Below are 21,759 nucleotides of genomic sequence, written 5' to 3'. Positions count from 1 at the left end.
ACAGTCCTCCAATAGTCTACAGTTTATCAACATAATGTTTGCAATCCAACAAGCATGCATTAAGATTGTGTAAACTTAGCAAACCCAAAAACAGTGCCCTTATTGGACACTGTTTGCAATTATTGTAGTGATATAACTTTTGTAACTTTTGTTTGAGTTGCTTCGAACGTAATGGTTGTTCCAGCATTCATAAATGCAAGACGATCATCAAGGATTAAACTTGCTTGATAGATTGTATCTTTTCCTTCAACCTTAAATAAATAGTGTGTATTACCATCAATCATAACTTGACGAACATCCGTCAGTGTACCCGTGATTGTTTCCACATCACTTGGCACTAATCCTGTTTGTGAACCCATGACACTTAGGTAAACCTTCTCCGTTTGTGCTGGCGTATCACCCACAGCCGATTTGGTATAATCTTGGTAATTGACATAGGCTAGCCCACGAACCACACCCGATTGATCTTTAAGTGACATGACATACGTAGGGAATCCACCGACGTTTTGAAGCGTTGGTGTCGTTGGAACATATCCTTTTTCCTGAATTGATCCAACAGCTGTATCTTGAGCACTGGTTAATGACACACCTGGAAGCGACAATTCCATCGCTTCACCGGTTCGACGATTCATGAACAACAAGCCAGTTGTAGACGATGAATCCAGTTTGATTGGACGAATTCCTGCAAAAATATAAATTTCATCATCAATTGAAACATAGTTGTAGGCACCTTCATCGCTGTCGACAGCCATCACCCCTTGTTGTTGGAAAATCGAATTGAAATAACCGCCCTTAAGTGTGTAGTGTGACTTGGCTTGATCCATCAACATATCCGTTGGATACACCGAATCGACCCACTCGGGAATTTCATCGAGACCATAGTTTGTGGTTTCGCCAGTAACAGCATCCACGACAATTAAATTATTCATGTCTTTGGCACCCCAAAGACCCACTCGTTTCGTAATTCCTTGGACCACCCAAAATGGATGTCCTGCATCATCAATTTCGAAGAACCAGTCATCAATGTAGCTAAACTTATGACGCATCGCTACATGACGGTGCAGGTCATATTGAAGCGGTGCTCCTGGGTAATACTTCATCGGCTCATCCAACGTTACGATTTCAGCTTGAGCATTGAGATTGCCTTCACCGGTATTCACAATAACATAGTACGGTACACCTGCACCAAAATTTAAGTACTCTTTAAAGATATCAGTATACTGGAATGGTGCTATTCGAACCATTTCGCCTTGATAATTAATCTGAGAGAACTCAGCTACATCCAATTCAAATCGGGATGATAGATCCGACAATTCACCGACTTTCTTTTCAGCTGCAAGAATCGCTGACTCTTTATCAACATATGACATTTCGATTTGATGGTCACTGCTGTATAAGTCCGCAAATTCTACTTGTTTAACCGGCCCAATAACATTCGCATATGACTTCGCATTAAATATTTTGGATGACATCAAGCCTCCAATGATAAAGACAACAACGAATCCAATTGCAATAACACTAAAAGACGTAGTGAACTTCTTATAATTTTGTCGGTCAAGAAAGAGTATTCCTAAAATGACCAAAATAACAAATGCTAAATAGAGCATTGATGCAACATTTGTGTAATGGTACGTGTTTCCATTCCATAAGTCGATTGCGACAAATGCGAGGAGTACAACACTTATCCATTTAATTTTATCTTTTTTATCCATAAACCCTCCAAATATGACAATTTTACCACGAAATTGCCGTAAAAAATTGATTTCATAAAAAAAGCACCACCGAAGTGATGCATTTTATCATTTAAATTGTGCAAGAACCATCAGTGCATGAAACATCATCATTATTGGATGTATCCATTGCTTCAACGGTAGGTTCTAAGTTATCCACATAGTCCATTGCTTGCATAAATGTATCGACAGGTTGAGCTCCTGATAACGATACTTTATTGTCAAACACAAAATGTGGAACACCTTTTGCTCCAACCATTTGAGCAAACTGTTCTTCTTGGCGCACAGAAATTGCGAAATCATCGGAATTTACTGCGTTTTCAATCGCAATGCGTTCAAGTCCAACAGACTCTCCCATCGCAATTAATGTCTCAAGATCTGATAGATCTTTTCCACTTTCGAAATGACCTGACATTGCAACTTCCACAAACTCATTTCCAACACCTTTTAATTTTGCGAGTTGGAATACTTTGTGAGCAACAAATGTATTCACATCAATTAGCCGGTCAAAATCATAGTTTAAGCCGGCGGATTTTGCCATAGAGACAACACGTGCGTTATTCTCTTCAGCTTCAGCGACACTAATACCATATTTGTGAGCTAAATGTTCTGCCATTGATTCATGCGCACTTGGCGTGTGGTCTGGATCCAATTCGAAACTCATCATTTCAATTTGGACATCACGACCTGATTTTTGAATTGCTTCTTCTAAATGTTTTTTCCCAATGTAGCAAAATGGGCATCGGAAATCTGACCATACTTGTATTTTCATAGTTTTCACCTCGGTGATATTGTACGACTTTTTAATTTTGATTAAAAACCTTATGCTCTTATCTATGATATAATCCCTATAGAAAAGAGGCTTCAACTTATGAATTCAACTATCCAAAAACAATTATCACATCGCTCAATTCGTGCATTCAAAGATACTCCTATTTCCCATGAAATAATTGATACGCTTGTTGAGGTTGCACGTCACACGGCGACGAGTAGTTTCTCGCAATCAGCAACATTGATTAGTGTGACTGATGCGAACCTAAAAGATGAGATTGCACGTGTTTGTAAACAACCGTATGTTGCGCAAGCTTCGCACTTATTCATCGTTGTCTTAGACATGTATCGAAACCACGCAATTGCTACAGAAGCACATACGGATACAGAAGTCTTAGGTAGTACTGATCGGTTCTTAGGAGCAGCGATGGATTGTGGATTAATGGCACAAAACATTGTAACTGCTGCCGAGAGCCTCGACTTGGGTACTGTTTACCTTGGAAGTATCCAAAACGATGCTCAAACAATGATCGATTTGTTGAACCTTCCTGAGTATACTTTCCCCCTTTTAGGAATTGCGATTGGCGAACCAGATCAACAACCACAACTTAAACCAAAACTCCCTGAATCCTTCATGCACTTTGAAAACAGCTATACTAAATTCGAGAATTACCACGATGCATTGAAAGATTATGATGCTGTAGTAACTACATACTATGACTTACGCAATAGCAATACTCGGGTTGATTCCTTTACCAACCAAATGACTGCACGCATGAATGTTAAGGGTCCCAATCGTATGAAGAACCTGGAAGTTCTCAATAAACAGAAATTGTTGAAATACTAGGAGCTGTCTATGATTACAATCGTAAAAGATATTTTAATTCCCGTAGGTGCGGTAGCGTTCTTAATCTGGATCCAAGTGTTATTGTCAAAAGGCACAAATCCTAAGATGGGGTATATTCTTCCTGGCATAATTACGTCGATGAGCTTGTTTTGGATTCTCTTAGTCTTAACGCTTGTACTACCTTCTATGTCCACTGCAGATCGGGCTAATTTCCAGTATTTTGATTTGGTCAAACTATTCCTCATCACAAATATTCCCTCATTAATTCTCTTGGGAATCCATATGCTCGTCGTGAAAGTGAGAAAATCATAAGATGCTTATTCCAATTCTCAGTGTACTCGTTATGGGTGCCGCAATATTTCTTCAAACCAAGTTAGCGAAGGAAGACAATGGACGGTACAGTTTAATGTTGCCATTATTGTTTTTCATTTCTGCTATTATTGTAAGTGTGTTCATGATTTTCATTACATTTGGTGGCCCACTTGAAGTGGTGCTCACATTTGCACTCTCTGCCTTTTTTATGGCAAACATTCCTACACTTATCATGCTTCTTACACGCTATATTGTGCGCAAGCATTACAAGTTATAGACAATCCCTCAGGTGTATTCATCTGAGGGATTTTTTATTCAAATCGACGTTGCTGTCCGCATTGTATCTCATAGACTAACAAAGTCATGAGCAATGTGACTCAGCTAATAGCATACACCTGCGAATCATTGTCAAAAAAAGAACCCACGATTTGTGGGTCCTTTTCAATATTTTGCTTATAGATGTTTATCCATCCATAGAATCATATCATCTAAGATGGTATCTTTCTCATTTTCGTTTAAAATTTCGTGATACAAGTTCGGGTAGATCTTTTGGGTTTTATCCTCAGACGCAATGTTTTGGAATAAATAATCCCCAACAGCAACGGGAACAATTTTATCCGCTTCACCGTGTGCTAAAAACATAGGATACGAATAAGTATGAATATTCATCCGAACAAAGCTAGGTGCTTCAATCAAGAATTCTTTCAAGAAACGGGTCGTTGCTTTTTTCAAGACCATCGGATCATTTTTATATGCTTCAACAACTTCTGGCACTGAACAAACATCATCTTCGACCGGATTTGCTATCTTAAGTTTGGGGAACAGTGTTCCTGCCATCTTAAGAATATAATTATTGATACCCTCCGCTTTCGGTAACGTATTCACTGCAGGACCGGAAAAAATTTGACCTCGAAGTGTATCGGGATGTGTAATTCCGTACATTGCAGTAACTAAGCCACCCATACTATGTCCAAGCATGAATATCGGTAAGTCAGGATTTTCTGTACGTGCAATACCAACAATTCGATCTGCATCATTAATGAAATCTCGGTATGAATCCAAATCTCCTTTAGGTCCAAGAGTACGCCCATGACCGCGAAGATCATAACGGTAAACACTATACCCTGCATTGTTAAGACGGTGCGTTACGTAGTCGTAACGGCCCGTATGCTCCGCAAACCCATGATTAATAACAACCACTGCTTTTGCATTTGCAACGGCGTCAACTTGATACCATAGGCTTACTGTGTTGTCTAATTTTAAATACATATACTAACCTCCTAGCGAAGTGCAATGAGTGATTCAAGAATTGTTGCATTGCTTCCACTCATGAATACTTCATGTTTATCGGCATAAGCAATTGCATCATGATGTTCACCAAAGTACCATGTGCCACCAACTTCTTTAAGAATAATTACAGCCGCGGCAATATCCCATGGTTTTAAGCGACGGCTCATATAAGAATTGGTTCGCCCTGCAGCAACTGCTATAATCTCAAGCGCTGCAGAACCCAGATAACGTTGAACCATAATGTGTTCATCCAAATCTACTTTAAAAGTTTTGAACATTCGATTATCTGCATTCACAATAGCGTCTTTAAGGACGACCTTAGGATCCAAAGGCTCAAGCTGTTGCTCATTGAGATATGCACCTTCACCTGTGATGCCCACATACATCTCATCACCCACGACATCATAGACAATGCCAAATTGTGGTTGACCATCCTCATAATAGCCTACTGAAATTGCGAAATTTCGTTTTTGGAAAATGAAGTTTGTGGTTCCGTCAATTGGATCGATAATCCACATATCGTGTTTCACTTCATTATCAATCATTTTTTCTTCTGTAATAAAGCCTTGATCTGGATACATCGCTTGAATTGCTGCAACCATAAACTCTTCTGCTTGTTTATCTACATTGGTTACAAAATCATGGGCATTCTGCTTTGTATCAATGTTCAAATTTTGAGACATCAGACTTTGTATTAAACGTCCGGTATCGCGAACGAGTTCTTTTGTAAATTCTAATTTTGTTTCTGGAACTTCTATCATAAAAAACTCACCAATCTATCTCGTACATGTTGATTGCTTGCAGCAATAATAACTTTAGGATTTTTATCTATCGGCAGATGATCAATCTCACCTCCGAAATACCAGGTTCCCCCAGCTTCTTTTAGAATTATCAATGCGGCGGCGATATCCCATGTCTTAATTTTAGGAAAGACATAAGCTTGGGCCCGACCGGCGCCAACTTCAGCAATTTCAATCGCACCTGAACCGTAGAAACGGTGTGTAATGAACTCTTTCTTTAATTCTGCTGGACTTAATTTAAAGAAGTCTGGACGGTATACATCCCCGAAAATTACAGAATCTGAAAGCAATTGGTCTTGATTCAGTTGTGGTAATCGCTCTCCATTCAAGAACGACCCAACCCCCGATATACCCACAAACATCTCATCTGCCATCACATTGTAAACAATTCCAAAAATAGGTGCCCCTTGATGGTAATGTGCGACCGAGATTGAGAAATGCTGTTTCTGATAAATAAAATTAGTGGTTCCATCGATTGGGTCAATTATCCACAAATGATCAGAGCCATGCATATCGACTGTTGATTCTTCTGTTAAAAAGTTTTGGCCTTCGTACCGCTCCTGAATCTTTGAAACGATAAATGCTTCTGTTTGTTTATCCACATTGGTGACAAGATCACTCTTTGACGTTTTTTCTTCGACTTTTATGTCTTCTTGCATCATATGGCGTATTCGTTTACCTGCCTCATAAACGACATCTATTGCGAATTTTACATTTTCTTGCATAAACGAACCTCCGTAGGATTATTATACCACCAATCATGTGATATTTTAGGCAATACCATAAATCCACAAAATATCATTTCATAAAAAAACGAGATCCATCATGGCATTGATGCATCTCGTTACAAATTATGATTTAAGTTGGGTTGATTCTTCCCAATTGACATCACACTTGAGAATTTGGGTCGGAACCATTTCATTTTTGCCTTCAATTTTGTCAATTAAAATTGATGCCGCAACTTTTCCTTCCTCGTAGGATGGTTGTACGATGGTTGTGACCGTTGGCGACGCAAATTTGGTCCACTCTAAATTATCAAATCCGAGCAATCCAATTTGTTCTGGAATTTTTTCACTTTGTGCTTTCACTGCCATGAAGACATTTCCAAGCAACCAACAGTTTGCTGCAAAAATTAATGTTTTGCGATTGGGATCAATCATATCATTGAGTGATGTTTCAATGACTTCAGCGCTCATATCGTAATCGACGATATGAGTACGGTGGCGTTGCTCTCGAATTGTCAGCGCGTCGGTAAAACCGCGACTGCGTTCCATTCTGGTACTGAGGACGCTGGGATCAGCTGTAAGAAGGATAAAATCATTGTAACCTTTGTCCACTAGTTCAAATGTTGTTTCGAGCACTGCCTCATAATTATTCGTTTTAACCCATGCATTGCTTTCCATATCTGTTTGCGAATCGATAAATACTAACGATTTACCATTAGCTCTAATTTTAGGAATCAAAGCTTTAAATTGGATGGTTGGTTGCACAATAAAACCGTCAACACCCATCGACAACATCCGATCAATATAATCCGATTCACTCTCAAAGGTATAATTTGAATTACCCACAATAAGTTGGTAGTTGTGAGTTTTCGCAATCTCGTCAATTCCTTTGACGATTTGGTTTGCGAAATCATTGGTGATATCTCCAATTAAAACACCAATGAGCTTCATACTTTTAGCATTCAATGATCGCGCTGCGACACTTGGTCGGTATTGTTGTTCTTCGATAACCGTGGCAATACGGTCTTTTGTTTCTGCACTCATTTTGTCAAACTTGCCGTTTAAGTAAAAGGAGACGGTTGTCTTAGATGTTTGTGCTAAGCGTGCAATATCATTAATGGTAACTTTTGGCTTTTTAGCCATAAATAGGCACCTCCCATAAAACATAAGTTAGCTTAATTATAATGTTTCAAAAAGGGAGAAACAAGTTGATGTCTTCTAATGCACGATATTTGTACATTTAGTCACATATTTTTGTAGAATCTTGCCAATTTACGGTACATTGTAGGGTCGTATGCTCTCGACCCCGAGTATTATTTTCAATTGATGCGATCAGCAAATCAGCAGCACGACGCCCTTCTTTATAGGCAGGTTGCACGATTGTTGTGATGGATGGTGTTGCATATTCTGTCCATTCTGTGTTATCAAATCCGATTAATCCAACATTTTGAGCAAGTGGTAATTCTAAGGCACGCGCCACTAAAAATACTTCTGGAAGGAGCCAGTAGTTCGCAACAAATATTAGGGTCTTTTTACGTGTATCTACGGATTTTTTTATGACCATTTCTAACTTATCTTGGTTATATTCGGCCTCTTCAATGATATGGATTTGATGATCGACATTCAGCTCTTGAACCGCCTCCGTAAACCCTTCTACCCGTTCAATCCGGGTACTTAGAATTTTCGGATTAGCAGTTATCATAACAAATGATTCGTACCCCATCGTAGCAAGCATTTTGGTTGTGTCGTAGACTGCTTCTTTATGGTTGGCTTTGATAACATTAAGATTTAAGGTCTCAACTTGAGAGTCAATGAACACAAGAAATTTTCCACTTTTATGGATTTTTTCAATTAAATCACCAAACAGCACGGTTGGTTGAACGATGAATCCATCAACACCCATTTCGAGCATCCTTGATACATAGTCAACTTCTGTTTCATGGTTATAGTTAGTATTTCCAATGAGAACTTGATAATGATGTTGTTGAACAACATCATCAATCCCTTTAACAATCTTGTTCGCAAAATCGTTTGTAATGTCCCCAATCAAAACGCCAATAAGCTTTGTACTCTTGGAGTTCAATGACCGAGCAACAGGGTTTGGTGTATAGTTTGTTTCTTCGATGACCTTGCGAATACGCTCTCGTGTTTCATCACTCATCTTTTCTGTTTTGTTATTTAAATAGAATGATACTGTCGTTTTGGAAGTATTGGCCAATTTCGCAATATCATTAATGGTTAGTCGTACATTTGATTTCATATCCCCACCTATGTTTTCATTCGATAGTATTTATCTGGTGTGAATACTATCGCTTTTGCGTGGAATGGTCTTCCCGCACTATAAAGTATTTTATTACCCTTAATAATCTCTTGATGACCCATCACAAACGTCAAATCACCAATCTGATACGCTGAAATAACGGTGGCATCCGCAATTGTTCCAGCGCCTTGAATGATTTCCGATTTTTCAAATGTCTTTTCACTTGGATACAGGAACGTTGTAAGAATACAATGATTTTCAAACGTAACACTGCCTCTCAACACATCATGCGTCGTGAGTTCATTGTAGTGATACGACATCTCAGTTTTTTCGGCTTGGAGTGGCACGTCACTTTGAATCGCTATCGTATGGTGCTGCTTGGTAGTTATAATACCATCCTGATACGTACATGTTGGGTCAAGGTGCCAACGAATGGTAGCAGTGTGAGTTCCTTTAGCATGTATTTCGTCCACGATTTGCCAAATTCCAGAGTCATGAATTTGCAACTTCCGTGTATGACTGTATCCATCCGCATCATAACTGCTTTCATAATAATGAACGGCGTCTTCGTGACGCACATAAGTTTTATGTGGATTCACAAATTGACGGTAGGTCCATGATCCTGTTGGAACCGATGCGTCCTGATCATCAAGAATAACGCTATTATGAGCTGCCATTGCTTTGAGTTCGATACGTTGCGGATCGTCTTCTCGATATGTATAACGGCCCGAATCAATAAGTACCGGATCGCCGTTATATACCGTAGAGATATGTAAGTTATCGGCATGACCATGTGCGCTGCCAAGGGAACCATTGGTAAACATTGTAAAGTTAGCATCAACATCCCAATTAGATCGGGTCGTAAACATACCACTCGCAATTCCATCAAAATTCACTGACTGTGGATAAATGAGATGGGTTTGTAATCCGTCCAACTCCAAATACTCATAGAAATACGAATATGTCTCGATCTCGATATTGCCAAAATTTAAGAACGTTCCATCATGCAAAAACAATCCACAATACGTAAACATTTCTGTCAGTGAACTGTTGTCACTATCCCCAAACATTTCCATCTTATTCTGAGGCGTACGTTGCATGAGTAAAGCATGGGCCATTTTAACGATACCTTCGTAAAGCCATGGCTCTTGGTGCCCTTTATATGCTTTCATTAGGTACATCATGACTTCGACATGATACATTGTCGATTGTTCCCAATGCAATCCATCCTCATAAATTTGAATCGCTACTTGTGTTTCAAGCTCAGACAATGCCCACTGGAATAGTGAGTCATTCTTGTGGTTTGTTTGACCTAACAGATAGATGATTGTGGCTGTCTGGATGCTTCCCCAATTACTGAGTGTATATTTGGGAATATACCGCGTCCGCAGTGACTCTAATTGCATTGATACACTGGATGCAATCGTTTTTTTATGGTCTATGAAGACATAATAATCAAAGAACTTCTGAGCATCATGCCAATGGACAAGACGCATCGCTGTATCCAACGTACGAGTGCTTGGACGTTCATCAATTTGAGGATGCGCATCAATCCAATCAAGAATTAAGTCCCATGCTTTGGCGATGAAACGACGATCGTCTGTTAAGACTGTTGCATTAATCAGTGTCGGCATGAATGTCATGCGATTCAACATAAAAGTCCACTCATCATCGCCGTTAGGAGTAGCATCCCAATCGATATCCTTTAACTGATATGGCGTCGCACAACGTTCCATATCCCATGTTCCCACAAAATAATAAATATCGTCTAAGATATCTTCAGCTTGTGTCAGAATTGACTCACGATGGTGCATCAATAACGTACGATATTGCATGAGTAATTTTTCTGTAAGTTTTTCCATAAATCCTCCAGTGATAAAAGGAACTACCGTGGTAGTTCCTCTGTATAATTATCCTAAAATACCAAAGAAGCTCAAGACAACTCCGATGACAACTGTTAAGATAACAAGTTTGTATGTGTTCCAACCTTTTTTCTTAATTAGGTAGTACATTAAACCTGTGTATAACATTGGAAGTAAAGCAGGTGCAACTTTATCTAAAAGTGCTTGAATATTAACCGTTGATTGTTTTCCACCTTCAATAACTTCTCCCGCTGCAAATGAAATTTTAACGTTCATTTTTACGAATGTAGCAGCAAGACCTGCGATAACAGTAACACCGATAATGTTTGCGGCATTTGAGATAACTTCCATTTTTTCACTGAGTTTATCAATGATTGAAGTACCAACTTTATGACCGTAGTATCCCATGAAATAACGAATTGAGAATAAGACAGCATTAATTGTAATTAAGAACAATACTGGAGCAATTGAAACACCTTCCATTGCGAGTGACGCAAAGATGGTTGAGAAAAGCGGTGCAATCGCAAATTGTGATAACGAGTCACCAATTCCTGCAAGTGGTCCCATAAGCGCCATTTTAATACCACGAATTTCTGATTCAGGACGCCCTTCATCAGCCATTACCAAGTGTAATGAAGTAATAAATGGTAGTAATTGTGGGTTTGTGTTATAGAACTCTGTATTTGCTTTCAATGCTTCTGCAAAGTCAGCATCATCTTTATGAATTTTACGTAATCCAGGGTATAGCACTAATGCATAACCTAACCCTTGATAGTTACTGTAGTTAAATCCATTTTGTAGATAGTATGAACGCAATGTTGTTTTAAAATAATCTTTTTTTGTTAGTTGTGTATTAGATCCAGTCATCGTTTCCTACCTCCGTATTAGCTGCAGCAACTGATTTGTTTGATGCTTGGTTGTATTGTTGTAGTGCGAAAATTGTTGCAAAGAGTGCGATACCAATAACTGGTAATTTGAAGTAAGCAGCAAGAACATAACCCATTAATACAAATGGTATTAATTCTTTCTTAACCATGACAGATAAGATCATTGCAAATCCAATTGCAGGTAACATTCCACCGGCTACGTTTAATCCTGTGAGTAACCATGCTGGGATGTATCCAACAAGTGTTGTTAACATTTCCATGCTATATGCACCTAGGAATCCAAGAAGGAAACCAACTAATGCAAACAACCAAATTGTCATATTTGCATGTAATTTAAAGCCACGGAAATCTTGTTTGTCTAAAGCACGTGTAGCACCTTCAGGAGCACCCGCACGAACTGTATAGATTGCTGTTTGTAAGAACTGAATTGCAACAGCAAATGGCATTGATAATGCTAATGCACTTTCTGGTGTAACTGCTGGGTTTGTTATTGCCATTAATGTACCGATAATACCAGGACCAATTGGGTTAGGTGGAACTGTACCACCAGCACCAACTCCGAATCCCATAAATGCTAATTCAGCAATAGCACCAACTTGTAATGCTGTTTGAATATCTCCTAAGATAACACCAACACCAAATGCGAGGAAAATTGCGCGGTTTGTATATACACCCCAGAGCATCCCTGCATAACATGCTGCTGTCCATAGACCGATTAATACGGCTTGAATAAATGTTATTTCCATTTTCTTTCTCCTATTTAAATGTGTTTTCTAATGTCTACTTCAACGGATCCATCGTCTCCACGAGGGGTCGTTTTAGTATTAAATTCAATGTTGTATTCGTTTACGAGTTTATTTAAATGCGCTTTATCGTCAGCACCTAAGAAAATTGAGCGTGTAATCTTTTCTTTTCCTTCAGTGTTGTGGATGTTACCAATGTTGATGGTTTTGATGGGAACGCCACCTTCCACAAGACGTAATGCATCTTTACAATCTTTAATAATGATGAAGATTGATTGTGCTGGAGCCGCTTTGTGAATTACTTCAATTGTTTTTTCTACAGTAAAGAAACGCATTGCAATTCCGCTTGGAATGACAGCTTTCATCAGTGTTTGCGCCATCGGATCATTGCTTGCTTCATCGTTTGCAACGATAACAGTGTTTACACCGAGCGTTTTAATCCATAATTGACCTTGTCCGTGTACAAGACGTTCATCAATACGTGTCATTACAATATTTGGTTGTGTCATAATATTCTCCTCTTATCTACCAATATGGGTTCCAATCTTTGTATAAGCGCATGAGGGCTTCAAGGTAGAAATAATCTCCCCAGATATTTCCTTCATCAACACCTTTACCGCTATGCCATGAATAAACACCATGGTAGAGCACTGGATTTCCCGGTTCGTGAGTTTCCTCTGTATAGTTATCAATCAATGATCGCATCATCGTTTGAATAGCACCTTCATAAACAGCTTTATCAGCATCGTTTGGAAGGTATTTATTCATTTCATCCATACCGCAAATTGCAATTGCTGCAGCACTGGAATCACGGGATTGATCATCACCGTCATTAAAGATGAGGTCCCAGAATGGAACATTATCTTTCGGTAAACGATTGAGGAAGTAGTGGGTCATACCTTTATACAGTTCGGTAACATCATTTGTTTTTGTGTATCGAATGTTTAATGGAATTCCATAAACACCCCATGCTTGACCACGTGCCCATGACGAATCATCATTGTATCCTTGACGTGTCGCACCGCGTACTGGTGCACCCGTTTTTGGATCCATGTAATACGTATGATAAGCACTTGCATCATCGCGAACAACATACTTGATACTTGTTTGGAAATGGCGTTGAGCCATGTCTGCAAACTTTGGATCGTTTGTGACTTCTGTTGCCCAATAGAGCAAGGGAATGTTTAGCAAGCAATCGATAATAAAACGATAGTGTTCAGGATTGTTATATTCACCCCAAGCTTGGATGAATTCACCCTTTTCTTGCCAACGTGTAATCAATTTTTCTGCTGCAAGAACCGCTGTTTCTTTTGCAAGCTCATTGCCTGTTAATTTATAGCCGGCAACGCATGATAGCGAATATAAGAAACCCAAATCATGATGTTCAAGTTCGATATTGTTATCAAGACGATGTCTGAATGACACAACATGCTCCAACGCAAGATTTTTGTACTTCTCATCTTGAGTATATTCATAAGCGAGCCAGAGTTGTCCGGTCCAAAATCCTTCAGTCCAATCAGTGTTTTCGATGATTGGATATTTGAGGTCTTTTGTAGCACTCCATGGGAACTTCCCATCGAAGTAAGCAATGTTTTTATCAATCTTAGCGATTGAATCTTCGATTGCTTTTTTCAGCTCTGCCTCTGTCAATTTAGGTGCATTTAGGTATTCGTCGCGTCTTGAAATTGACTCAACATTTACGTACTTTACTGTGTTAAACATAATTCCTCCAAATTCATATAAACTGGTTTACTGGACACCCACATACTAGACCTGAAATTAATGAAAGTCAATAGATTTTCGAAAAAATGTTAAACGCTTACAAGTGATGAAAATCCATTTTTTCACAAGATAGAAAATTATCAACCTTATATAATGGCGAAATTATTATCGGTAAAATTTGGTTCAGTAAACCGGTTGACAAAACCGGTTTACTGCGATATTATGGGTTCACTGGTACTTAAATACACAGTTTCACTGGACAAAGTTATTAAGGAGATTTCTTATGAATGATATTTTAAACGCAATACAAAATATTGGAATTGTACCGGTTGTTAAGATTCAAAAAACGGAAGATATTCTACCCATGGCACACGCCCTCAATGAAGGCGGCATCAACTGCATGGAAATTACCTTCCGCAGCGAATTTGCAGTTCAAGCAATTCATGAAATTCGCAACGCTTACCCAGATATGATTATTGGTGCAGGAACTGTCACTTCCGTTGACTATGCACAACAGGCACTTGAAGCTGGCGCACAATTCCTTGTGACACCAGGATTCAATCCTGACGTTGTAAAATGGGCTGTTGATCACAACATTCTCATTGTTCCTGGAGTACAGACAGCATCAGAAATTGAAGCTGCAATGGCATTTGGTCTAACAACACTTAAGTTCTTCCCAGCCGAATCAAGTGGCGGTGTCAAGAAACTCAAAGATTTCAGTGGGCCTTACAGCCATATTAAATTTATGCCATCCGGTGGCATCAACAAATCGAATATGCACAACTATTTGGATCTCCCTAATGTTGCTGCAATTGGCGGTAGCTTTATGCTTCCGAACGATTTAATTGCTGCAGGAGATTGGGACGGAATTGAAGCCCTCTCCAAAGAAGCAATCAAATTTATGCTCGAGTATAAACTTATGCATATCGGCGTCAACAGCGAATCCAAAGAACAAGCACAAAAACTTGCTCAAGATTTAGCAACATTCTTTAATTTTAAATTTTACGAGACAGCAGTTGGTTCAAAATCTGACGCAGGTTTTGAATTTCTACATACACCAAACGAGAACTTAGGATACTTCGGGATTCAAACACGTTATCCCGAACGCGCCCTTTACCAACTTGCAAAACAAGGCATCCATGCCAATGAAGCAACAATCGCACGTAATAAAGCACAAGCAATTACAAGCGTCGCACTAAACCGTGACATTGCCGGCTTCAACATTCGTCTTGTAAAATCAGAAATTTAAGCTTAGGAGGATTTATGAAAAAAGTAATTACATTTGGTGAGATTATGCTTCGTTTAGCACCACAAGGCTATTACCGCTTTTCACAAGCGGATGTCTTAGAAGCAACTTATGGCGGTGGTGAAGCAAACGTTGCAGTATCCCTAGCAAACTTTGGGATGGATGCTTCCTTCGTTACAAAACTTCCAGCACATGCAATGGGACAAAATGCTGTTAATTCACTACGCTACTTTGGCGTGGATACAACATCCATTGTTCGTGGTGGTGATCGTATCGGAATTTACTACCTTGAAAAAGGCGCTTCACAACGACCAAGCCAAGTTATCTACGATCGTGCCCATTCCGCAATCGCTGAAGCACAACCAGAAGATTTCAACTGGCCAGAAATTCTAAAAGGCCATGATTGGTTCCATTTTACAGGGATCACACCAGCCTTAAACCCTGACGTTGCAGCAATTACTTTGGAAGCACTTAAGGCAGCAAAAGCTTTAGGAATTACCGTTAGCTGTGACTTAAACTACCGTAAAAAATTATGGACACAGCAAGAAGCAAACGATACGATGTCAACACTTATGGAATATGTTGATGTCTTGATTGCTAACGAAGAAGACGCAGAGAAAGTATTTGGCATTCATGCTGATGCAACGAACGTTGATCAAGGTGAAATTGACCACGAAAACTACATCAGTGTTGCAAAACAACTAACAGAGCGTTTTAACTTCAAGAAAGTTGCAATTACACTCCGTGAATCAATTACAGCCAACGATAACATTTGGTCAACCATGCTTTATGCAGACGGTACGGCATATTTTACACCCCGTTACAATATGCATATTGTCGACCGTGTCGGTGGTGGCGATAGCTTTGGAGCTGGGCTTATTTATGCACTAACTCATGAAATGAACAACCAAGATGCCATTAACTTTGCGACAGCAGCAAGCTGCCTCAAACATTCAATCGAAGGCGACTTCAACCGCGTTACCGTTGAAGAAGTCATGACATTAGTTCAAGGTGACGGATCAGGACGCGTACAACGCTAAAAAGGACAGGACAATTATTATGACAACATTTAAAATGGATAACTTCCGTTTAGACGGAAAAGTAGCACTTGTTACAGGTGCTTCATATGGTATTGGTTTAGCATTAGCTACAGGATTTGCTGAAGCTGGTGCAACAATCGTCTTTAATGACATTAATCAAGACTTAGTAAACAAAGGACTTGCAGAATACGAAGCAATCGGAATCAAAGCACACGGATACGTTTGCGACGTTACGAACGAAGAACAAGTTCAAGCAATGATCAAACAAATTGAAGCAGAAGTTGGTTCTGTCGACATTCTTGTAAACAACGCTGGAATCATCAAACGTATTCCAATGGTAGAAATGAGTGTTCAAGACTGGCGTCAAGTTATCGATATCGACTTAACAGGTCCATTCATCATGGCTAAAGCAGTCTTACCAAGCATGATTGAAAAAAATGCAGGTAAAATTATCAACATTTGCTCAATGATGAGTGAATTAGGCCGTGAAACAGTATCTGCATATGCAGCTGCTAAAGGTGGTCTTAAAATGTTAACACGTAACATTGCTTCAGAGTACGGCGAGCACAATATCCAATGTAACGGAATTGGCCCTGGTTACATCGAAACACCACAAACTGCACCATTACGCGTTGATGGACATCCATTCAACAGCTTCATTATTTCAAAAACACCAGCTGCACGTTGGGGAACACCTGAAGACTTAATGGGACCTGCAGTATTCTTAGCATCCAATGCTTCAGACTTTGTTAACGGTCACGTATTATACGTTGATGGTGGTATCTTAGCGTATATCGGTAAACAACCCGAATAGTATTCGTCATTTAAATATCTAGGAGGATTCAATGAAAATCGCATTAATTAATGAAAATTCGCAAGCATCAAAAAATGAAATTATTTATACTTCTCTCAAACAAGAAGCAGAGAAAAAAGGACATACTGTTGTAAACTACGGTATGTACTCAAACGAACAAGATCACCAACTCACTTATGTACAAAACGGTCTTCTTGCATCAATCCTACTTACAACAAAAGCTGTTGATTTCGTCGTTACGGGATGTGGAACTGGTCAGGGTGCAATGCTTGCAGCCAACTCATTTCCAAATGTCTTATGTGGTCATGTAACATCACCACTTGATGCATACCTCTTTGGTCAAGTAAACGATGGAAACTGTATTGCAATGCCATTCGCACAAGGTTTCGGATGGGGTGGTGAAGTAAACCTAAACTACACATTCGAAAAATTATTCTCAGAGCCTTTTGGAGGTGGATATCCAAAAGACCGTGTTATTCCTGAACAACGTAACAAAAAGATTTTAGATGGCGTTAAGGCTGTTACACACCGTCCTTTAATTACCATTCTTAAAGAAATCGATCAAGATTTCCTTAAATCAGCAATCAATTACCCTGAATTTAAAGAATATTTCTTCGAAGCATCACAAGATCAAGAAATCTCTGATTACCTTAAATCAATTTTAGATTAATGAAAATCGTAAGCGCTCATGTCTAAAAAGAAATTTAGTGGAGAACTCGCACTCTTAATTGCGATTGTTTACAACAGTATTAACTTGAACTTATTAGTACACGGAGGATTTGGGATTTCCACCCTTTCCTCCGTACCCTATGTCTTATCCGTTGCGTTTCCAATTACATCACTTGGGACTTGGACGATTATCATTCAAAGTCTCACACTGCTTGTGATGATGCTGATTACTCGACGTTTTAAGATTGGGTATATTCTCTCCTTCTTTGTTGCAATTCTATTTGGTTACTCTGTTGATCTAACAGCACCATTAATTGCACTCATCCCTACTTCACTTCCGTTCCGCGTATTATGCCTGGGAGTGGGCCTTGTAGGAACCGCTATAGGAGCTGCATTCTTCCTACTCTGCAAGCTTCCTATCCAACCTTTTGATTTATTTGTACGTGAAGTTGTTGACGCCTCCAAGAAGTCAGTACACTTCGTTCGTATGCGTTATGATGGTGTATCCTTGACCATTTCCCTAGTGGTCACACTGTTATTTATCAAACATTTAGATGGAATCGGAATTGGAACCGTACTTGGGTTCTTATTCACCGGGAAGTTGTCTCAAATCTTTGTAGACTTCCTGACATCACGTTTTGAATTTACGCAATTCACAAAGGTTGGCGCGTTCCTTGAAAAAATATCATAATAAAAAGAGAGCAATGCTCTCTTTTTTTTGTTTCTCATCAGAAGTATTTTGCAATTATAAAACCTCCTATCTGATATGATAGGAGGTTTCTTTATCGTTATATTAGTGTTTCATTTGTTTTCTACGATTTAGAATAACTGCAAGTGCTCCTGTTACCACCAGAACCGCACCAATCATCACTAAACCACTATTACCAACTCCAGTTCCCGGAAGATTTCCTTCTTCCTTAGGACCTGTTTCTGGACCTTCTGGAGTCGTAGGATCGACTGGATCCACGGGATCAATTGAATCTATTATTGTTCCCACAAGGAAGTTTCCAAGTTCATTAGCTGTAAATTGAATTGTTTGCTCACTAACTTCAAAAGTAATGACATCTTTAAAGTCTTGACCACCCAATACTCTTAACGATTTTGCTTGGCTATCAGTAGGCAATACTACAGTGACTGCTTCATTCAATACAACATCTACACCATCACGTTGGAGTGAGATTGCATATGTTGTGACATCACTAAGCCCTTCATATGTTCCTGCTTCTTTGGAGACAATGAGTTCTAGACCTTCTTTAACTTGAGGCGTTGCGAATTTTATACGAACACCAGTTGCTGCATCTACAAGTTCAGTCACTGTTTCTGGAACAACTTCTACTTCAGTTAAATTGATTGTCTGAGTCACACCGTTTTTGTTATGTGTATTCACTGTGACTGTTGTTGTATCACCGTTGATGACTGCAGTTGCATCACCACTCGCTACATCGAAGTGACCGTTTACTGTAAAGGAAACGGTTGCTTGTGCCTGCGTCGGATCTTGAATTCCATATGTATTTCCTTTACGCATCATAATGAGTTTGTTATTTGCAGTAACGTCATTTGACGTTGCAGCTTCAAAGAATACATATCCTTCTACACCAAGTCCGTCATGAGCTACAGCATGAACATTATCACTATTTTCAAGAATGCGAACCGCATCGTTGTTTGTACGAGTTTGCATTGCTGCGGCATTAACGTTTGGTAAAATGCTGTATGCGTATGAAGATGTTTCACTTCCATCATGGTTGTACATCACAGTTGCATATTGTTTTGTTATTTCTTTATCAGCAGTTCCTGTTGTTTTGTTACGAACATCAGAGTATTTCCCTGTACGGTTTGTAACATCAAAAGATACTGCATTATCATCATAGAATTTATACGTTACATCACGTTTCGAATCATCCGATGCAACACTAATCCACTCAAGTCCTTCATGAGATCCATTTGATAGGACCCCTTTATTGGAATCGACCTGTAAGGTATCAGTGACATCATACATTCTATTATCGACTGTAGTTTTCATATCACGACCTTCGATATCATGAATGTTTGATCCTAATACAACAATCTCATCATCAAACATGAACCATGATTTGTTTGCTTCCGCATTTTTATAGGTTACAAAATCTGCAGGTAAGCTATCACGATCTTTGTACGATTCCTCATCACCCAATTGCATTCCAGAAACTGCAAGATTATCTAAAGTTGCACTTCCTGAAAACTCATTGGTTCCTAGTGGGAAGTAAACATACTTATTCTGTGTTACAGACCCTGATGTAAATTCAGGTTCATGGAGATAGAAATCAGTGCCATAAAGTTCAGGCATTGTTTTACGCTTTGCATTCACGGTTGTGGTTCCCGGAAGTTTGTAATGATCAACGGTTGCAAAGAAGTCAATGCCATATACATCGGTTTGATCTACACCACTTTGATAAAGATAGTAAGCACCATCTCCTTGGAACCATGAACGCAAGTTTTCTCCAGACATGTATTCATATTTCGATACACGTGTTGAACTGCGTGCCAGTGAGAATGCATAATCGTCACGTAAATGAACGGATTTATCCATCAAGTTAAAAGCGAAGTGAGAATTTGCATCGATAGGATTCACACCAATAATTGAACCATCTTGCTTAATATGTTCATAGGCAAAAATATTACTTACCGATACGAAACTATTTGTATTTACTTTAAATTCGGGAATTGTAATTAAATACTTAACATAACTTTGCATCTTAGATTTTGATGCATCATTCATGCCTAATGAGAGCTGAACAAGCGCTTCAACGACACCAGCACCATCTGCATAACCAGTACCTGTTCGGGATACTGCACGTCCTTTAACAATTTCCATCATATACCCTTCGTACATGACAGGACCAAAGCCACGATAGACCCACTCTTCAACAGTATTCATGAGTGTATCATCTTGCCATTGTGTATTGTTCAAGACAGTTACTAATTGCGCAATACGACCGAGAAGTACTTTTCCATATGATCCTGTATAGGCAACGGTTGAGTGTTGAATAAATGATCCATCTTCATAGAAACCATCAGTAACGCCATGTTGGAGATCATTGGGATCTATAGTATTAAATACCGTCATCATATCTTTAACGGCTTTATCTACACGTTTTACATCACCAGTAATTGCACCTTGGATAATACGGTTAAATGTAATATCTGTAAGGTTCGCTCCGGTATGTTGACGTGCATCGAGATTTACATCACCAATTAGTGATGAACCTAATTGTTCATCGCCACGGATATACGCATCCATCATTGTAATTGAATCGGTGATAAATTCAGGTGCAATTTCATCACGAAGAATAAATAGAATTTTAGTTAAGTTCATCGGCATTCCGATTTCCCAACTATACCAGTTTCCGTAGTATCCATTATCGGTATCTTTTAAATATTTATCATGAATCCATGACAACGTATCTACCAATTCAGCATAGACTTCGGGGTTCTTATAGAGTGTATTTCCTTCAGCTTCTGTACCATAAGCTAAAGCAACTGCATATAAGTTCTTATAGGTTGTTTCTAAGTTTGCTGACAGTTTCGCAACAACGTGCTCAGTCCCACCAGTATTATCTAATTCAACACCTGGATAAACCGCATTCTGCGATTTATCAAAGGATGGACGGTTTGCAGTCCCTTTTTTGATAATATCATTAATTTTATTTTTACTCATTGGATCATTATTGATCGTTGCATTTCCTAAGAGATAAATTTCAAAGTTCTCTACGATCTGATCTAAATCGCCAGTAGATTGTTCCTGTGCTTTCACAGGAATCGGTTGTAGTATGGTAACACCTAAAAGAATTGCGATAAACATCGCCATTAATTTTTTGATTTTCATATTTTACCTGTAACCCTTCCTTAGCGTCCACTAAACCGGTTTACTCATACATTATATGATAACGCTTTCACTTTTGCAAGGTTCTAATCGCAATTTTCATATAACTTATCGCAAGATAGCATAATATTCAGAGCATTTACTTGAATATATAAAAAAGACAACCGAAGTTGTCTATTTTT

21 protein-coding genes are annotated in these 21,759 nt (G+C 39.0%); 8 read left to right on the top strand and 13 right to left on the bottom strand.

Annotated features, from left to right (window positions below; all coding sequences use genetic code 11):
- Positions 1 to 119 precede the first annotated feature (119 nt).
- Both G7061_RS01860 and G7061_RS01855 read right to left on the bottom strand, forming a co-directional pair.
- Complete coding sequence (locus G7061_RS01860; RefSeq protein ID WP_159639686.1) at positions 120 to 1,712, bottom strand: hypothetical protein; 1,593 nt, start codon at positions 1,710 to 1,712, stop codon at positions 120 to 122.
- Positions 1,713 to 1,803: 91 nt separating this feature from the next.
- On the bottom strand, positions 1,804 to 2,502 hold the full coding sequence (locus tag G7061_RS01855; RefSeq protein WP_159639687.1) for a DsbA family oxidoreductase: 699 nt from the start codon (positions 2,500 to 2,502) through the stop codon (positions 1,804 to 1,806).
- Between the two features lie 99 nt (positions 2,503 to 2,601).
- On the opposite strand from G7061_RS01855, the gene G7061_RS01850 reads away from it, so the two are divergent.
- From G7061_RS01850 to G7061_RS01840, 3 genes are read left to right on the top strand one after another with little or no spacing between them, the layout of a single operon-like run.
- Complete coding sequence (locus tag G7061_RS01850; RefSeq protein ID WP_166118242.1) at positions 2,602 to 3,348, top strand: NADPH-dependent oxidoreductase; 747 nt, start codon at positions 2,602 to 2,604, stop codon at positions 3,346 to 3,348.
- 9 nt (positions 3,349 to 3,357) lie between these two features.
- Positions 3,358 to 3,660, top strand: a complete 303-nt coding sequence (locus tag G7061_RS01845) for a hypothetical protein (protein WP_159639689.1) — start codon at positions 3,358 to 3,360, stop codon at positions 3,658 to 3,660.
- Position 3,661: 1 nt separating this feature from the next.
- Positions 3,662 to 3,937, top strand: coding sequence for a hypothetical protein (locus G7061_RS01840; RefSeq protein WP_159639690.1), 276 nt, complete (start codon positions 3,662 to 3,664; stop codon positions 3,935 to 3,937).
- A gap of 176 nt (positions 3,938 to 4,113) precedes the next feature.
- Here the strand turns inward: G7061_RS01840 and G7061_RS01835 are convergent, their stop codons facing one another.
- The 10 genes from G7061_RS01835 to G7061_RS01790 form a co-directional block, all read right to left on the bottom strand.
- Positions 4,114 to 4,929 (bottom strand): alpha/beta hydrolase, encoded by an 816-nt coding sequence (locus G7061_RS01835; protein WP_166118239.1) that lies wholly within the window; start codon positions 4,927 to 4,929, stop codon positions 4,114 to 4,116.
- An 11-nt stretch (positions 4,930 to 4,940) separates the two neighbouring features.
- The gene (locus G7061_RS01830; protein WP_166118236.1) at positions 4,941 to 5,711 is read right to left on the bottom strand and encodes an inositol monophosphatase family protein; all 771 of its coding nucleotides are present in this window, start codon (positions 5,709 to 5,711) and stop codon (positions 4,941 to 4,943) included.
- Positions 5,708 to 6,475 (bottom strand): inositol monophosphatase family protein, encoded by a 768-nt coding sequence (locus G7061_RS01825; RefSeq protein ID WP_159639693.1) that lies wholly within the window; start codon positions 6,473 to 6,475, stop codon positions 5,708 to 5,710. Before G7061_RS01825 ends, G7061_RS01830 begins: the two co-directional genes overlap by 4 nt.
- A 126-nt stretch (positions 6,476 to 6,601) precedes the next feature.
- Positions 6,602 to 7,618, bottom strand: coding sequence for a LacI family DNA-binding transcriptional regulator (locus G7061_RS01820; protein WP_159639694.1), 1,017 nt, complete (start codon positions 7,616 to 7,618; stop codon positions 6,602 to 6,604).
- A gap of 97 nt (positions 7,619 to 7,715) precedes the next feature.
- The gene (locus G7061_RS01815) at positions 7,716 to 8,735 is read right to left on the bottom strand and encodes a LacI family DNA-binding transcriptional regulator (protein WP_166118233.1); all 1,020 of its coding nucleotides are present in this window, start codon (positions 8,733 to 8,735) and stop codon (positions 7,716 to 7,718) included.
- Between the two features lie 8 nt (positions 8,736 to 8,743).
- Entirely contained in the window at positions 8,744 to 10,597 is a 1,854-nt protein-coding gene (locus tag G7061_RS01810; RefSeq protein ID WP_166118230.1) for an alginate lyase family protein, read from the bottom strand.
- A 48-nt stretch (positions 10,598 to 10,645) separates the two neighbouring features.
- Entirely contained in the window at positions 10,646 to 11,464 is an 819-nt protein-coding gene (locus G7061_RS01805) for a PTS system mannose/fructose/sorbose family transporter subunit IID (RefSeq protein ID WP_159634303.1), read from the bottom strand.
- Positions 11,451 to 12,230 (bottom strand): PTS mannose/fructose/sorbose/N-acetylgalactosamine transporter subunit IIC, encoded by a 780-nt coding sequence (locus G7061_RS01800; RefSeq protein WP_159639698.1) that lies wholly within the window; start codon positions 12,228 to 12,230, stop codon positions 11,451 to 11,453. The genes G7061_RS01805 and G7061_RS01800 overlap by 14 nt, the downstream gene beginning before the upstream one ends.
- A gap of 14 nt (positions 12,231 to 12,244) precedes the next feature.
- Positions 12,245 to 12,736, bottom strand: a complete 492-nt coding sequence (locus tag G7061_RS01795) for a PTS sugar transporter subunit IIB (protein ID WP_159634307.1) — start codon at positions 12,734 to 12,736, stop codon at positions 12,245 to 12,247.
- 16 nt (positions 12,737 to 12,752) lie between these two features.
- Entirely contained in the window at positions 12,753 to 13,949 is a 1,197-nt protein-coding gene (locus G7061_RS01790; protein WP_166118227.1) for a glycoside hydrolase family 88 protein, read from the bottom strand.
- Between the two features lie 283 nt (positions 13,950 to 14,232).
- On the opposite strand from G7061_RS01790, the gene G7061_RS01785 reads away from it, so the two are divergent.
- From G7061_RS01785 to G7061_RS01765, 5 genes are read left to right on the top strand one after another with little or no spacing between them, the layout of a single operon-like run.
- Positions 14,233 to 15,198: a bifunctional 4-hydroxy-2-oxoglutarate aldolase/2-dehydro-3-deoxy-phosphogluconate aldolase gene (locus G7061_RS01785; protein ID WP_166118224.1), complete on the top strand. Its 966-nt coding sequence runs from the start codon at positions 14,233 to 14,235 to the stop codon at positions 15,196 to 15,198.
- Positions 15,199 to 15,212: 14 nt separating this feature from the next.
- Positions 15,213 to 16,235 (top strand): sugar kinase, encoded by a 1,023-nt coding sequence (locus G7061_RS01780; protein ID WP_166118221.1) that lies wholly within the window; start codon positions 15,213 to 15,215, stop codon positions 16,233 to 16,235.
- 19 nt (positions 16,236 to 16,254) lie between these two features.
- Positions 16,255 to 17,049: a gluconate 5-dehydrogenase gene (locus tag G7061_RS01775; protein ID WP_159639701.1), complete on the top strand. Its 795-nt coding sequence runs from the start codon at positions 16,255 to 16,257 to the stop codon at positions 17,047 to 17,049.
- A 31-nt stretch (positions 17,050 to 17,080) separates the two neighbouring features.
- Positions 17,081 to 17,719, top strand: coding sequence for an RpiB/LacA/LacB family sugar-phosphate isomerase (locus G7061_RS01770; RefSeq protein ID WP_159639702.1), 639 nt, complete (start codon positions 17,081 to 17,083; stop codon positions 17,717 to 17,719).
- 18 nt (positions 17,720 to 17,737) lie between these two features.
- Positions 17,738 to 18,409, top strand: coding sequence for a DUF6198 family protein (locus tag G7061_RS01765; protein ID WP_159634324.1), 672 nt, complete (start codon positions 17,738 to 17,740; stop codon positions 18,407 to 18,409).
- 102 nt (positions 18,410 to 18,511) lie between these two features.
- Here the strand turns inward: G7061_RS01765 and G7061_RS01760 are convergent, their stop codons facing one another.
- Entirely contained in the window at positions 18,512 to 21,580 is a 3,069-nt protein-coding gene (locus tag G7061_RS01760) for a polysaccharide lyase family 8 super-sandwich domain-containing protein (protein ID WP_166118218.1), read from the bottom strand.
- Positions 21,581 to 21,759 lie beyond the last annotated feature (179 nt).

Source organism: Erysipelothrix sp. HDW6B (assembly GCF_011301115.1).
Classification (GTDB): domain Bacteria; phylum Bacillota_I; class Bacilli_A; order Erysipelotrichales; family Erysipelotrichaceae; genus Erysipelothrix; species Erysipelothrix anatis.
The sequence above is the reverse complement of the archived record's forward strand: the minus strand, read 5'-3'. Positions and strand labels throughout refer to the sequence as shown.

Bases quoted from the DNA above. Each gene is read 5' to 3' on its own strand.
- G7061_RS01860 (WP_159639686.1), bottom strand. From the start codon at position 1,712: ATGGATAAAAAAGATAAAATTAAATGGATAAGTGTTGTACTCCTCGCA.
- G7061_RS01855 (WP_159639687.1), bottom strand. From the start codon at position 2,502: ATGAAAATACAAGTATGGTCAGATTTCCGATGCCCATTTTGCTACATT.
- G7061_RS01850 (WP_166118242.1), top strand. From the start codon at position 2,602: ATGAATTCAACTATCCAAAAACAATTATCACATCGCTCAATTCGTGCA.
- G7061_RS01845 (WP_159639689.1), top strand. From the start codon at position 3,358: ATGATTACAATCGTAAAAGATATTTTAATTCCCGTAGGTGCGGTAGCG.
- G7061_RS01840 (WP_159639690.1), top strand. From the start codon at position 3,662: ATGCTTATTCCAATTCTCAGTGTACTCGTTATGGGTGCCGCAATATTT.
- G7061_RS01835 (WP_166118239.1), bottom strand. From the start codon at position 4,929: ATGTATTTAAAATTAGACAACACAGTAAGCCTATGGTATCAAGTTGAC.
- G7061_RS01830 (WP_166118236.1), bottom strand. From the start codon at position 5,711: ATGATAGAAGTTCCAGAAACAAAATTAGAATTTACAAAAGAACTCGTT.
- G7061_RS01825 (WP_159639693.1), bottom strand. From the start codon at position 6,475: ATGCAAGAAAATGTAAAATTCGCAATAGATGTCGTTTATGAGGCAGGT.
- G7061_RS01820 (WP_159639694.1), bottom strand. From the start codon at position 7,618: ATGGCTAAAAAGCCAAAAGTTACCATTAATGATATTGCACGCTTAGCA.
- G7061_RS01815 (WP_166118233.1), bottom strand. From the start codon at position 8,735: ATGAAATCAAATGTACGACTAACCATTAATGATATTGCGAAATTGGCC.
- G7061_RS01810 (WP_166118230.1), bottom strand. From the start codon at position 10,597: ATGGAAAAACTTACAGAAAAATTACTCATGCAATATCGTACGTTATTG.
- G7061_RS01805 (WP_159634303.1), bottom strand. From the start codon at position 11,464: ATGACTGGATCTAATACACAACTAACAAAAAAAGATTATTTTAAAACA.
- G7061_RS01800 (WP_159639698.1), bottom strand. From the start codon at position 12,230: ATGGAAATAACATTTATTCAAGCCGTATTAATCGGTCTATGGACAGCA.
- G7061_RS01795 (WP_159634307.1), bottom strand. From the start codon at position 12,736: ATGACACAACCAAATATTGTAATGACACGTATTGATGAACGTCTTGTA.
- G7061_RS01790 (WP_166118227.1), bottom strand. From the start codon at position 13,949: ATGTTTAACACAGTAAAGTACGTAAATGTTGAGTCAATTTCAAGACGC.
- G7061_RS01785 (WP_166118224.1), top strand. From the start codon at position 14,233: ATGAATGATATTTTAAACGCAATACAAAATATTGGAATTGTACCGGTT.
- G7061_RS01780 (WP_166118221.1), top strand. From the start codon at position 15,213: ATGAAAAAAGTAATTACATTTGGTGAGATTATGCTTCGTTTAGCACCA.
- G7061_RS01775 (WP_159639701.1), top strand. From the start codon at position 16,255: ATGACAACATTTAAAATGGATAACTTCCGTTTAGACGGAAAAGTAGCA.
- G7061_RS01770 (WP_159639702.1), top strand. From the start codon at position 17,081: ATGAAAATCGCATTAATTAATGAAAATTCGCAAGCATCAAAAAATGAA.
- G7061_RS01765 (WP_159634324.1), top strand. From the start codon at position 17,738: ATGTCTAAAAAGAAATTTAGTGGAGAACTCGCACTCTTAATTGCGATT.
- G7061_RS01760 (WP_166118218.1), bottom strand. From the start codon at position 21,580: ATGAAAATCAAAAAATTAATGGCGATGTTTATCGCAATTCTTTTAGGT.